This is a genomic window from Streptomyces sp. NPDC056883 (genome assembly GCF_042788835.1).
GTDB classification, from domain to species: domain Bacteria; phylum Actinomycetota; class Actinomycetes; order Streptomycetales; family Streptomycetaceae; genus Streptomyces; species Streptomyces stoeckheimensis.
Genome location: NZ_JBHUBS010000002.1, coordinates 485,701 through 499,004, shown reverse-complemented (window position 1 = coordinate 499,004; position 13,304 = coordinate 485,701). Strand labels below are relative to the sequence as shown.

General features: G+C 74.6%; 8 protein-coding genes. 5 read left to right on the top strand and 3 right to left on the bottom strand.

The genetic code is table 11. The annotated features are described in order from the left end of the window. Window positions 1–40 precede the first annotated feature (40 nt). Both ACFRU2_RS07615 and ACFRU2_RS07610 read right to left on the bottom strand, forming a co-directional pair. Window positions 41–754, bottom strand: a complete 714-nt coding sequence (locus ACFRU2_RS07615; protein ID WP_382968890.1) for a response regulator — start codon at window positions 752–754, stop codon at window positions 41–43. Continuing rightward, on the bottom strand, window positions 751–1,707 hold the full coding sequence (locus ACFRU2_RS07610; protein WP_382968887.1) for a sensor histidine kinase: 957 nt from the start codon (window positions 1,705–1,707) through the stop codon (window positions 751–753). Before ACFRU2_RS07610 ends, ACFRU2_RS07615 begins: the two co-directional genes overlap by 4 nt. Window positions 1,708–1,942: 235 nt before the next feature. Between ACFRU2_RS07610 and ACFRU2_RS07605 the strand changes: the two genes are divergently transcribed. Both ACFRU2_RS07605 and ACFRU2_RS07600 read left to right on the top strand, forming a co-directional pair. Beyond that, window positions 1,943–2,743, top strand: coding sequence for an ABC transporter ATP-binding protein (locus ACFRU2_RS07605; RefSeq protein ID WP_382968885.1), 801 nt, complete (start codon window positions 1,943–1,945; stop codon window positions 2,741–2,743). Continuing rightward, entirely contained in the window at window positions 2,740–5,052 is a 2,313-nt protein-coding gene (locus ACFRU2_RS07600) for an FtsX-like permease family protein (RefSeq protein WP_382968883.1), read from the top strand. The genes ACFRU2_RS07605 and ACFRU2_RS07600 overlap by 4 nt, the downstream gene beginning before the upstream one ends. Window positions 5,053–5,106: 54 nt before the next feature. On the opposite strand, the gene ACFRU2_RS07595 is transcribed toward ACFRU2_RS07600, so the two are convergent. After that, complete coding sequence (locus tag ACFRU2_RS07595) at window positions 5,107–5,805, bottom strand: ABC transporter ATP-binding protein (RefSeq protein WP_382969601.1); 699 nt, start codon at window positions 5,803–5,805, stop codon at window positions 5,107–5,109. A gap of 308 nt (window positions 5,806–6,113) precedes the next feature. On the opposite strand from ACFRU2_RS07595, the gene ACFRU2_RS07590 reads away from it, so the two are divergent. Genes ACFRU2_RS07590 through ACFRU2_RS07580 form a run of 3 tightly spaced genes read left to right on the top strand, consistent with a single transcriptional unit; the run spans window position 6,114 to window position 13,251 of the window. Beyond that, a complete protein-coding gene (locus tag ACFRU2_RS07590; protein WP_382968881.1) occupies window positions 6,114–9,452 on the top strand; it encodes an FtsX-like permease family protein in 3,339 nt (1,112 codons plus the stop codon). Further along, a complete protein-coding gene (locus ACFRU2_RS07585; RefSeq protein ID WP_382968879.1) occupies window positions 9,449–12,244 on the top strand; it encodes a hypothetical protein in 2,796 nt (931 codons plus the stop codon). Before ACFRU2_RS07590 ends, ACFRU2_RS07585 begins: the two co-directional genes overlap by 4 nt. Further along, a complete protein-coding gene (locus ACFRU2_RS07580) occupies window positions 12,241–13,251 on the top strand; it encodes an ABC transporter ATP-binding protein (RefSeq protein ID WP_382968877.1) in 1,011 nt (336 codons plus the stop codon). Before ACFRU2_RS07585 ends, ACFRU2_RS07580 begins: the two co-directional genes overlap by 4 nt. The last annotated feature ends 53 nt before the right edge of the window (window positions 13,252–13,304 follow it).

The window sequence follows — 13,304 nt, the reverse complement described above, 5'->3', positions numbered from 1 at the left end:
CGGCCGCGGAAGTCCGCGGGGACGTCCGCGCGGAACTCCCCTACCCCGTCCCCGGGGTGACCAGGCCCGTCTCGTAGGCCAGGACGACCGCCTGGGCGCGGTCGCGCAGGCTCAGCTTGGCGAAGATACGGGCCACATGGGTCTTCACGGTGGCCTCGCTGAGCGTGAACTCCTGGGCCAGCTCGGTGTTGGAGAGGCCGTGGCCCATGAGGGTGAGCACCTCCCGCTCGCGCGGGGTGAGGACGTCCAGGTCGGGGTGGGGTGCCGCGGTACCGCCACCGCGCGCGGCCGAGGCCGAGGCGCAGCGCTCCACCAGCCGACGGGTGATCGACGGGGAGAGCAGCGCGTCGCCGGTGTCGACCAGCCGTACGGCGTTGGCGAGGTACTCGGGGGTGACGTCCTTGAGCAGGAACCCGCTGGCTCCGGCGGCGAGGGCGGCGTAGACGTACTGGTCGAGGTCGAAGGTGGTCAGCATGATCACCCGGCATTCCGGGGCTTCGGCGAGGATCTGCCGGGCGGCCTCCAGTCCGTCCAGGCGGGGCATGCGTATGTCGAGGAGGACGACGTCGGGACGCAGACGGCGCACTTCCGAGACGGCCTCCACCCCGTCGGCGGCGACTCCCACCACGTCGATCCCCCGGGCGGTGAGGATCATGCGGAATCCGGTGCGGACGAGGTCCTGGTCGTCGGCGATGACCACGCGGGGCGAGGCGGTCCTCGGGTCCGGCTCGGCGGCCGGGTCCTGCGTGGTCACGGCCGCTCCAGCGGGAGGCGGGCGCGGACCCGGTAGCCGCCGCCGAGGCGACGGCGTGCGTCGAAGTCCCCTCCGTACACGGCGACCCGCTCCCGCAGCCCGATCAGCCCGTGCCCGGCGCCGTCCGCCTTCGGGCGCGACGCGGTGGCATCGGCGGACCCGGTGGCGGCGGACCCGGCTGATGCCGTGGATGCCGTGGATGCCGTTGACGCCGCCGGGTCACGCCTCCCCGCGACCGCCGGTATCCGGTCTCCGGACAGCACGCTCGGCCCGCTGTTGAGCACCTCGACCCTCAGCGCCTGGTCCGCGTATCTCACCGTCACCTCGGCCTTCACCCCGTCTCCGTGTTTGAGTGCGTTGGTCAGCGCCTCCTGGATGATCCGGTAGGCGGTGACATCGATCCCGGCCGGCAACGGCCGCGGTTCGCCGGATATCCTGACCTCGACCGGCAGCCCGGCGAAGGCTATCCGGTCGATGAGCGGACTGAGCCGGCTCAGACTCGGCTGCGGCGCCAACTCCGCCGCCGGGTCACGTCTTTCGGCGGCTCTGCCCCCGTACGGTTCGTCACGGCCGTCCTGCGCGGGCGCGAGCAGGCCCAGCAGGTGCCGCAGTTCGGTCATGGTCGTGCGCCCGGCCTTCTCCACGGCGGCCATCGCGGCCGCCGCCTCCACGGGCATCGTCTCCAACACCTCGCGGGCGGCCCCTGCTTGGACGATCATCAGGCTGACGTTGTGGCTGACTATGTCGTGGAGTTCCGCCGCTATCCGGGCCCGCTCCGCGTCCACCGCCGTCCGGGCGGCGGTCTCCCGCTCCCGCTCCAGCAGCCACCCGCGCTCCTCGATCGCCGCCCGGTGCGCCGCGCGGGCCCGCAGGAGCGCCACGGTCAGCCCGAACCCGGCCGACACCGCACCCACCGCGGCCACCACGACAGCGACCACCCATCCCGTCGTCACAGCGACTCCCCCTCCCCCGCCCGCGGCCCTCACGGCCCTCAGGTCCCTCACGGCCCTCACGGCCCTCACGGCCCTCACGCTTCCAAGATTCTCCTACCCGACCCTCGCAGGCACCCCGCGTAGTCCACATCACCCTCTGGGTTCTGTCCCCGCGTACATCCCCAGGATGACGCGACCTCCCCTTTACATCCGGGGGGTGACGCGGCACGTCCGACCTGCCTTCTAGGTTCGTGCCATGACACCTCATCACGACAGCGCCGCCCAGGTCGTCGTCCGCCTGGACCGCGTATCGAAGGAATACGGCGACACCCTGGCGCTCGACGCCCTGTCCCTGGAGATCCGCCGGGGCGAAGCCGTCGCCGTGATGGGCCCCTCCGGCTGCGGAAAGTCCACCCTGCTCAACATGGTGGCCGGCCTGGACCGGCCGTCCGCGGGCTCGATCACCGTGCACGGCCAGGACCTCGGCAGCCTGACGGAGACCGGCCTCGCCCTCTACCGCCGCCGCGACGTCGGCATGATCTTCCAGTTCTTCAACCTCATCGACGACCTGCCGGCGCTGGACAACGTCGCGCTCGCCGCCCAGCTCACCGGCACCTCAGCCCGCCAGGCCCGCCGCCGCGCCCTGGAACTCCTCGACGAGCTCGGGGTCGCCGACCGCCGCAACAACTACCCTGCGACGCTCAGCGGCGGTGAGCGCCAACGCGTGGGCGTGGCCCGCGCACTGATGAACCGTCCGGCACTGCTCCTGGCGGACGAGCCGACCGGCGCCCTCGACAGCCGCTCCGGCGAGCAGGTGATGGACCTGCTGATCGACCTCAACCAGATAGGCCAGACCCTGCTGATCGTCACCCACGACCCGCATCTGGCGACCCGCTGCGCCGGCCGCCTCGTCGAGATGGCCGACGGCCGCGTGGCCCGCGAACGCGCCCTGGACCGCGAGACGGTGGACGGCGAGACCGTCCACCGCGAGACCGTCCACCCCGAGACCGTGGACGGCGATACCCTGGACGGCGACACCCTGGAGCGTTCCGCGTGAGCGCCGTGTGGCGGGCCTCCCGGGCCGCCGTGAAGCGCCGCAGGGTCCAGACCTTCGTCATCGGCCTCGTCGTCCTCTGCTCCACCACCACCGTCCTGCTCGCCCTCGGCCTGCTCGTCGCCGCCTCGGGCCCCTTCGACAAGGCGTACACCGCGCAGCGCGGCGCGCACACCGTGGCCACCTACGACCCCGCGAAGGTCTCCGACGCCCAACTCGCGCAGACGGCGCACCGCCCGGGTGTGGCGGCCGCCGCAGGACCGTTCCCGCGGGCCGTCGTCGACGTCCCCGGGGACTGGCTCTGGATGCCGGCCGGCCCCCTCACCGTGGTCGGCCGTGCCGATCCGGCGGGGCCGGTGGACCGCGTCGAAATCCTGATGGGGCGCTGGGCGCAGGCCCCCGGTGAGATCGTCGTCGACTGGGGCATCGACGGGACTCCGTACGCCGATCTCCTCGGTACGAAACTGGAGGTGCCCGGGCGCCAGACGCTCACGGTCGTCGGTTTCGCGACGAGCATGAGCAAGTCGGCCGCCGCCTGGGTGACGCCCGAGCAGGCCGCGGCCCTCCATCCGACCGCCACGCAGATGCTCTACCGCTTCACCGACTCGTCCACCGGCGCGCAGCTGCGCGACTCGCTCGCCCGGGCAACGGACGGACTTCCCGCGGACTCGATGACCTCCGCGCAGACCTACCTCACCCTCAAGAAGGCCTTCTCCGCCCGTGCGGACGCCTATCTGCCCTTCATCTCCCTCTTCGGCCTGCTCGGCCTGCTCGTCTCCGCCCTGATCGTCGCGAACGTGGTCAGCGGCGCCGTCGTCTCCGGCAGCCGGCACATCGGCGTGCTCAAGGCCATCGGCTTCACCCCGAACCAGGTCGTCGCCGTCTACCTGACGATGGTCTCGGTCCCCGCCGTGGCCGGCTGCGTCCTGGGCACCCTGCTCGGCAACGCGCTGGCCGCGCCCATCCTGCAGATCGCGTTCTCCGGCATCGAGACGGGGATGGCGAGCGTGGGCACCGTCTCGCCCTGGCTGAGCGTCGCGTGCCTGGCCGGGATGCCCGCCCTGGTCGTGCTGACCGCGCTCGTACCGGCCCTGCGCGCGCACCGGCTGCCGGCCGCGCAGGCCATCACCGCGGGCGGCGCGCCCCGCACCGGGCGCGGGCTGCGCGTCCAGCGCGTGCTCGCCTCCTCACGGCTGCCGCGCTCCGTCAGCCTGGGCCTGGGCCACCCGTTCGCCCGCCCCGGCCGCGCCTTCATGACGACGGCGGCCATCGTCCTCGGTGTCACCACGGTGACCCTGGCGACCGGTCTGACCAGCACGATGGTTTCGTACGCGCAGGCCGGCCGCACCCTCCCCGGCGGACCGGTGCTCAGCATCGCGGCAGGCGGCCACGGCAACAACCCCGTCGAGCCGGTGCTGAGCGACGCGCAGATCGACGAGCGGCTGCGGTCGCTGGGGGCGCAGGAGGTACAGGCTCGGGGGCTGACCCGGATCGGGCTGGTCGGGTACGCGCAGCCCGCGTTCGGGAACTTCTACCGCGGGAGCCCCTCCCCCGCCGCGGCCTTCGTCGAGGGCCGGCCGCCCAGAGGACCCGGCGAGATCGCGGCGGGCCCCTCCTTCCTCACCGAACGCGGGCTGGCGGTGGGTGACCGGGTCACTCTGGAGGCCAACGGGAGGCGGACGGCCGCGACCATCGTCGGCCAGCTGATCGACAGCGACGCGCGCTCCCTGGAATCCACCTGGGAGACCCTCGGCGAACTCGCCCCGGACAGCCGCGCGGTCGAGTACACCGTCCGGCTCGCCCCGGGGGCGGACGCCCGCGCCTACGCGGACGCCGTCGATGCGGCCGACCCCGGACTGCACGCCGAGGTGGTGAACTCGGTCAACGTCAACGCCGCGACCACCACGGTCATCGGCTTCTCCTCGGTGTTCTCGGTCATGCTGACCCTCGTCGCCTCGCTCGGCGTCTTCAACACCGTGCTGCTCAACACCCGCGACCGCCGCCGCGACCTGGGCATGCTCAAGTCGATCGGCATGACCCCGCGCCAGGTGGTCGGGATGACGGTGACCTCGGTGACCGGACTCGGCCTGGTGGGCGGGCTGCTCGGGATCCCCCTCGGGATCGTCGCGCACCGGCTCGTCGTGGACAACGTGGGCATCGTCGCCTTCCCCGAGTCGATGAAGGACGTCTGGCACGCGCCGCAGCTCGCCGGAATGCTGTGCGCGGGGGTAGCGATCGCCGTCCTGGGCGCTTTGATCCCGGCCCGCTCGGCGGCCCGGATGACCATCGCCGCGGCCCTGCACACCGAGTAGGAGCGCCGCCCGCCCCTCGGGTTGCAGCCCCGCGGGTTGCAACCCGCGGGGCACTCAGCCCTGCGGGTCGTCCTCCTCGGACGGCGCAGCCTCCACGATGCGCCCGTCGCGCAGTTCCACCACCCGGTCCGCCAGTTCCATCAGCGCCGGGTCGTGCGTGGCGACCAGCGCCGTGACCCCCTCGCTGCGCACCACCGCGCGCAGCAGCCGCATGATCTGACGGCCCGTGTCGGAGTCGAGCTGGCCGGTCGGCTCGTCGGCGATGATCAGATCGGGCTCGTTCGCGAGGGCGCGCGCGACGGCGACCCGCTGCTGCTGGCCGCCCGAGAGTTCGCCGGGGCGCTGCTCGGTGTGCTCGGAGAGGCCGACGAGGGCGAGCAGGGTGCGGGCCCGTTCCTCGCGCTGCTTCGCCGGTACCTTGCGCAGCCGCATCGGGACCCCGACGTTCTCGGCGGCGGTCAGGGCGGGGATCAGGCCGAAGGACTGGAACACGAAGCCGATCCGGTCCCGGCGCAGCGCGAGGCGGCCGTCCTCGTCGAGGCCTGCCAGGTCGGTGCCGTCGAGGGCGACGCTGCCGCCGGTCGGGGTGTCGAGGCCGCCGACCAGGTTGAGCAGGGTGGTCTTGCCGGAGCCGGACCTCCCCTTGAGCGCGGTCAGTTCGCCGCGGCGGACCTCGAAGGAGACTCCGCGCAGGGCGTGCACCGCCTGCTGACCCGTCCCGAAACTGCGCCGCACGTCGTCCACGACCACCATCGGCGGCGCCCCGGCGTCCTCCCGCGGTGCGCGCCCCGGCGCGTGTCCCGACTCCAGTCGCCGTTCCTGGCTCTGGCCCTGGCCCTGCTCCTGGCCCTGGCCCTGCTCCTGGTCTTGCGTCATGCTGCGGCTCCCCCTCCAAGCGGATGGGCGGACGAAAGCCGAAAACGGCGTTCTTGCGGTCCCGCCCCGCACGATTTGTTCATCCGTTGCACCACTCACGCAAGTCCCTTCCGCTATCTGTTCGAATCTGGCAGCATCGTCCGGTATCCGGGGCTACCAGTCCGGTGCGGGGGAGGAACAGGCACATGCTCGGCTTCGTCGTGCGCCGGCTGCGCGGGCGATTGCCGCTCGCAGCCGCCGTACTGCTCACCGTTTTGATCACCACGACCGTGCTCACCGCGCTCTTCGCCTTCACCCGCGGAGTGGGCGACGCCGGACTGCGCCAGGCCCTCCAGGGCCCCGGTCTCGCACGCAGCACCGTCCTGGTCACCGGTTCCCACCCGGCGGCCGGCCGTGCCAAGGACGACGAGGCGGTACGGGGCTTCGCGCGCGAGCTGTTCGGCCCCCTCCCGGCCGGTGCCGAGAGCGTGGCGCGCAGCCGTTCGTACGGACTGCCCGGCCCGCGCACCCCCGGCAAGGACTCCGATCTGACCCTGCTGGCCGCCTTCGCCAAGGACCGCGTACGGCTCCTCGCGGGCACCTGGCCTCAGCCCGTCGCGGGACCGGTCTCCGATCGGAGCGGTCCGGTTCCCGTGGCCGTGCCGAAGGCGGCGCTGGACCGGCTCGGGCTCGCCGAGGGAGCCCTGCCCGCGCAGGTGCGGCTGGACGACCGGTACGGCGGCTCCCCGCTGACCGTGCTGGTGACCGGCGTCTACCGGGCGGCCGACCCTGACTCCCCGTACTGGCGGCTCGATCCGCTCGGTGCGCGCGGTCTCCAGGTCGCCGGATTCACCACCTACGGGCCCCTGCTGGTGGACGATTCCGCCTTCACCGCGGGCGGGCTGGTCCAGGACAGCCGCGGCATCCTCCTCACCGCCGACTTCTCCACCGTGGACGCGGCCGGCGCCGAAGCCGTCCACGGCCGGACCGCCGGGGCCTTGAAGGCGCTCCAGGCCGGCTCCGGGCTCGCCCCGTCGACCGAGCTTCCGGTGCTGCTCGGGGAGTTGCGGTCGGGCCTGACCGTCGCCCGCTCCACCCTGCTGGTCGGCGCGCTGCAACTGGCGGTGCTCGCCGGGGCTGCGCTGCTGCTCGTCTCGCACCTGCTGACGGAGCGCCAGGAGGGCGAGCGCGCCCTGCTCGCGGCGCGCGGCGCCTCCCGCGGCCGGCTCGGTGTCCTCACCGCGGCCCAGTCGCTGCTGCTGGCGCTGCCCGCCGCCCTCCTCGCTCCGCTGCTGACCCCGCCGCTGCTGCGCCTGCTCGGCGGCTACGGCTCGTTGGCGCACGTCCCGTTCACGGTCACCCGGAGCTGGCTGCTCTGGCCCGTCGCCGCGGGCTGCGCCCTCGGGTGCGTCCTGCTGACCACCCTCCCGGTCGTCCTGCGGGGCGCCGCCGCGGCCGCCCTGCACCGGACCGGCCGCCGCCAGGCGCTCGTCGCCGGCGCGGCCCGCTCCGGCGCGGACCTGGCGCTGGTGGCCCTGGCCGTACTCGCCTACGAGCAGCTCTCCCGCTACGGCGCCGGCGGCTCCGGCCCGGCCGCACGCTCCGACGGGCTGTTCGGCGTGGACCCGGTGCTGGTCGCCGCCCCGACGCTGGCGCTGTGCGCGGGCACCCTGCTGGTGCTGCGGCTGCTGCCCTTCGCGGCGCGGCTCGGCGCGCGGGTCGCCGCCCGGGGCCGGGGTCTGGGTCCGGCGCTCGTCGGCTGGCAACTGGCCCGCCGCCCGGGCCGGGCCACGGGTCCGGTGCTGCTGCTCGTGCTCGCCGTCTCCAGCGGGGTGCTGGCACTGGGTCAGCACACCGCGTGGTCCGAATCCCAGCGTGACCAGGCCGATTTCACGACCGCCGGGGGCCTGCTGATCTCCAACAGCGACTTGCCCGCGCTGGGCCGGGGCGGCCGGTACGCGGCGCTGCCCGGCGGGGACCGCATCCTGCCGGTGCTGCGCACCCGGCAGGAGCTGCCGGGCGGGCGCCCCGGCCAGCTGATGGCGCTCGACGCGGCGGCCGCCGCCGACCGGCTCGCGCTGCGGGCCGACCTGCGCGACGGGCGCAGCATGCGGGAGCTGTTCGCCCCGCTGGCCCCCGCCCCCGCCTCCCCCTCCTCCCCGGCCACCGGCATCCCCCTCCCCGGCCAGCCGCAGCGCATCGACCTCTCGGTCTCCGTGCACTCCACCGGTGCGGGCGGCCGCCCCGGTCTCGGGCTGCTGCTGCGCGACCGGTTCGGCATCACCTACCGGGCCGCGATGGTGCAGCTCCCGGAGAACGGCGACGCCACCGTGTCGGTGCACACCGGCTCGATGCTCGGCGCCCCCATCGGGTCGGCCGCCACCCCGCTCAGCCTGGCCGGGCTCGTGCTCTCGTACGACCGCGAAGGCCCGCTCCCCGGGACCGATGCGGACACCGATGCGGGTGACGGCTCCGGCAAGCCCGCCACCACGGTGAAGATCTTCGACGAGCTGAGCGTACGGAGCCTCGCGGTCGCCCAGACCCGGGACGGTGCGGCGGCGCCGGTCGCGATGCCCGCATCCGACTGGAAGCTGTCGGCCCCCCAGCTCAAGGACGGCTCCCCGGCCGCCGAACTGCTCCCGGGCTCCGATCCCGCGCCGAGCGGCCCGGCCCCGGTCAAGCTGCGTTACCGGGACGGTTCCGGCGAACGCGGCGGCGTCCAGGCCAATCTGACGCCGGGTCCCGCTCCGGCCGCCGAGATTCCGGGGATCGCCACCCGGGCGTACCTGTCCGCGATCGGCGGGGCCGTGGGCGATCTGGTGCCGGTCAAGCTGGACGACGTCACCTTCCCGGTCCGGGTCACCGCCGCGGTCGGCACCCTGCCCGTGGCCGGCGACACCGCGATCGCCGTCGACCTGGACACCGCCGCGCGCCTGCTCGCGGCGGGCGGCCGGGAGCTGCCGACGCCCGGCGAATGGTGGCTGCCGGCCGCCTCCGCCGACGACCCGGCCCCGGCCCGCGCCGCCGCGGAACTGCGCTCCGGCGCGGGCTCCCAGCAGGTGCGGCTGCGCGAGGAGGTGGCCGCGACCCTGCTGGACGACCCGCTCAGTGCGGGCCCGCAGGGGGCGCTGGCCGCGCTCGCGGCAGCCTGCGCGGTGCTCGCGGCGATCGGCTTCGCCGCCTCCGCCGCGGCCGCCGCCCGGGAGCGGGCCCGGGAGTTCTCGGTGCTGACGGCGCTGGGTGCCCGGCGCCGTGACCTGGCCCGGACGGCCACCGCCGAGAGCTGCCTGCTGGTCGGGCTCGGCACCGCGGTCGGGGTGGGTCTGGGTGTGGTCATCGTGCACCTCGTCGTGCCGCTGACCGTGCTGACCCCGGCCGCCGGCCGGCCGGAGCCCGGGGTGCTGGTGGACCTGCCCGCGGTGCGGACCCTGCTGCTCGCCGCCGCCGTCGCCGCCGTACCGCTGCTGTCGGCGGTCTTCGGCGGGCGGCGCAATCAGAACCGCTCGAAGCCGGCCGACCGGCTGCGGCACGTGGAGGACATATGACCGGGCCGGCCGCTACCGACGCCGACCGGCGTGCCCCGGGCGGGGCCGACCCGCGGGCCCCCCGGGATTCCGCCCGCCGGCCCGTGCCCCCGCCCGCGCCCTGGGTGCGGACCCGGCTGCGCGCGACCCCGCTGAGCTCCCTGCTCGGCGCGGCCCTGGCCTTCGTCGCCGTCCTGCTCTCCGCGGCCCTGCCCCGTGCCATGGACCGGGGCACCGACCAGGCGCTGCGCTCCTTCCTGGAGTCGCGCGGGCCGGCGCAGACCAGCCTGTACGTCACCGCGCGCCCCCGCTACGGCGAGCAGAGCCCGCAGAACCTGGACGAGGTGCTGGCGACCCTGGTCTCCCGTACCGCCCCGGGTTTCGCCGTCGCACCCGACGGCCCCGTCCACGGGACCTCCGCGGGTCCCCGGTCGCTGGCCAACCGCGGCCTGGCCGCCCCCGACGGGGTTCCTCCCCAGTTGGGCCTCCACCACCTGCGCACGGCCTCCGAACACGTACGCCTGGTGGAAGGACGCTGGCCGGGCGCTCCCGCCCCTGCTCCCGGCAGCCCCATACCCATCGTGCTGTCGCAGAGCGCCGCGAAGACCATCGGCATCCGGGTCGGCATGGTGCTGGAGAGCCAGGCGCTGACCACGATGAAGGCGGAGGTCGTCGGTCTCTACGTCGCGAACGACGAGGCCGAGGACTACTGGACCGACTTCACCTGCCTGCTCCGTGCCTGCCTGAACATGACCACGACCCAGCCTCCCTCGGCGTTCTGGCGGACCGAGGCCCTCGTCGGCGCGGAGGCACTCGACCCGCTCCCCGAGTGGGGCGAAGGGGACAGCAAGGACTTCTGGCGGATCCCGGTGGACACCGGGACGCTGCGGGCCGACCTGCTCCCGGCCACCGCCAAGGCCGTCGCCTCGTACCTCAGCGGTCCGACCGCGACGCGTCTCACGCAGGAGACCCGTCGGAGTGATCTGCGGTTCACTTCCCGCCTCCCCGAGCAGTTCGCCCTCGCCGAGGCCCGGCGTCAGGCGGCCACGCCGCTCGCCGCGATGGGCCCGGCCGGGGTGGCCGGAGTGGCGTTCGTGGTGTTCTGCCTGGCGGCCGGACTCACCGGGGACCGGCGGGAGGCCGAACTGCGGCTCCTGCTGGCCCGCGGCGGTTCCCGCGCGGGCATCGTGCGCCGGCTGCTCGCGGAGAACGCCGTCACCGTCCTGCCGGCCGCCGCCCTCGCGTCGGTGCTCGCCGTGGTCCTGCTGCCGACCCCCCGCTCCGCGGGCACCGTGCTGGCCGCTTCGGCCGCCACGCTCCTGGCGCTGCTGGCCGTCCCCGTACGGGCCTTCGTGCTGCTGTCGCCGAAGCGCCCGCCGGGTCCCCGGCGGCGGCTGGTCGCCGAACTGCTCGCCCTGGCGGCCACCGCGGCCGCCGTGTTCGAGGTCCGCTCGCGTGGGGTCGCTCCGGCGGGCGCCGGGGTGGACCCGCTGCTCATCGCCGCTCCGCTGCTGCTCGCGCTCTGCGGCGGCCTGCTGCTGGCCCGGCTCCAGCCCGCCCTGGTCGGGGCGTTGGCCCGGGCGGCCGGGCGGGGTCCGGGGCTGATCGGCTTCCTCGGGCTGGCGCGCGCCGCGCGGGGCACCGGGGGCCGGGCCCGTCCGTCCGTACTGCCGCTGATCGCGATGCTGCTGGCCATCACCACCGGGGGCTTCGGTGCCACGGTGCTGACCGCGGTGGCCGACGCCCGCGTCGCGGCGGCCCGTGCGGCCGTCGGCGGTGACGCACAGCTCGCGGGGCCGGGCGGCGCCGCGCTCCCGGAGTCCCTGACGACGGCGGCCGACGCGCTGCCCGGCGTACGGTCCTCGGTGAAGGTGTGGAGCGACGATAACGTGTTCCTCTACGGCACCAAGACGGGCAGCACCCAGATCTCGGTGATCGTCGCGGACCCGGTGGAGTACGCGAAGCTGTCCGCGGCGACCGGCAGGGGCCGGTTCGATCCGGCGCTCCTGGCGACCGGAGCGGCGGGCACCTCGGGCGCGACGGTGCCCGCGCTGATCAGCCGGGACCTCGCCGACGACGACACCTCCGGCTTCCGGCTGCGGCTCGACAACGGCGGGGAGCTGAAGCTCACGACCGTCGGAGTCATCGACGGCACCCCCGCCCGTCCCGGCGCCAGGTCCACCACCGTGGTGCTGCCCGCCGCCCAGGTGATGGCCGCGATACCGCAGATGGGGCTGCCCAACGCCTGGTTCGCGCTCGGCGACGTCGACCAGCACCGGCTGGAGCAGGCGGTCCGCACCGCGGACCCGACGGCAGGCGAGGAGCGCTACCGCGTCCGTACCAGCTCCGCCGCGACCGCCGAACTGGGCTCCGACCCGCTCCAGCGCTCCGCCGAGCGGCTGTTCTGGGCCTCCCTGGCCGGTGCCGCGGGCTTCGCGCTGCTGGCGGTCCTGCTGACCCTGGTCCGGGCCGCCCCCGACCGCGCGGCACTGCTCGCGCGGCTGCGCACCATGGGCCTGCGGCCCCGGCAGGGCATCCTGCTGATCCTGGTGGAGTCGGTTCCCCTGGCACTGGCCGCCGCGCTGGGCGGCGCACTGCTCGCGGCGGGCACCGTCGCGCTGCTGGGTCCGGCACTGGACCTGTCCACGCTGGTCGGCACCCGGGTGCCGACCGGTCTGCAGGTCCTCGTCACGCCCGTACTGATCCAGGCACTGGGCCTGGCCGCCCTCGTCGCGGGGGCCGTGCTCGCGGAGGCGGCGATCTCCGGCAGGCGACAGATCACGACCGAGTTGAGAGCGGGAGACCAGCGGTGAACAGCGATCAGCCCACCTACGAGGAGCTGCAGCGGCAGGCCCTGGCCGCCGCCGAGCCCCGCCGGCACGGCGCGGACACGGCCATCGCCTGCGACCGCCTCGTACGGATCTTCAGTACGGACGGGGTCGAGGTACAGGCCCTGCAGGGACTGGAACTGACCGTGGCGCAGGGCGATCTGATGGCCCTGGTCGGCGCGTCGGGCAGCGGGAAGTCCACGCTCCTGAACATCCTCGCGGGGCTGGACGTGCCCACGGCCGGCACCGCCAGCGTCGGCGGCTACGACCTGTTGGAGATGTCGGCGCGCGACCGGCTGCGCTACCGGCGCGAGGCGGTCGGCTTCGTCTGGCAGCAGACGGCCCGCAACCTGCTGCCGTTCCTGACGACGGCGCAGAACATCGCCCTGCCGATGCAGTTGAAGGGCAGCCGGCGGGCCGCCGCGAAGCGCCACGCGGTCCGGACCGGCGAGCTCCTCGAAGCGCTGGAGATCGGCGAGCTGGCGAACCGCCGCCCCGCCGAGCTGTCCGGCGGCCAGCAGCAGCGGGTGGCCATCGCGGTGGCGATGGCGAACGATCCGGCGGTGCTGCTCGCCGACGAGCCGACCGGTGAGCTGGACTCCGAGACGGGCGGGGCGATCTTCGAGGCCTTCCGCACCGTCAACCGGGAACTGGGCGCGACCGTGGTCATCGTGACCCACGACCCGCTCGTCGCGGGGGAGGTCCGGCGCACGGTGGCGATGCGCGACGGCCGCACCAGCAGCGAGGTGCTGCGCCGTACGGTCACCGACGAGCACGGCGCCGAGTCGGTGAGCGAGCGCGAGTACGTGATGCTCGACCGCACGGGGCGCGTGCAGCTCCCGCAGAAGTTCCTGGAGGCCCTGGGCATGGAGCACCGGGTGGCGGTGGACCTGGCCGCGGACCACATCGAACTGCGCCCCGACGACGTGTCCGCCACGCCGACGGACGGCAGCAGCGACGGCGACGGCACGCCGGAGACGACCGCGGGCTGAGGCGCCCCGGGAGCCGCCTTCTGCCTCGCCTGAGCCCCGGTCAGCCAGTGCGC

What these genes read in the sequence shown, in the direction of transcription:
- ACFRU2_RS07590 (WP_382968881.1), top strand. Translation starts at nt 6,114, where the DNA reads ATGCTCGGCTTCGTCGTGCGCCGGCTGCGCGGGCGATTGCCGCTCGCA.
- ACFRU2_RS07595 (WP_382969601.1), bottom strand. Translation starts at nt 5,805, where the DNA reads ATGGTGGTCGTGGACGACGTGCGGCGCAGTTTCGGGACGGGTCAGCAG.
- ACFRU2_RS07605 (WP_382968885.1), top strand. Translation starts at nt 1,943, where the DNA reads ATGACACCTCATCACGACAGCGCCGCCCAGGTCGTCGTCCGCCTGGAC.
- ACFRU2_RS07585 (WP_382968879.1), top strand. Translation starts at nt 9,449, where the DNA reads ATGACCGGGCCGGCCGCTACCGACGCCGACCGGCGTGCCCCGGGCGGG.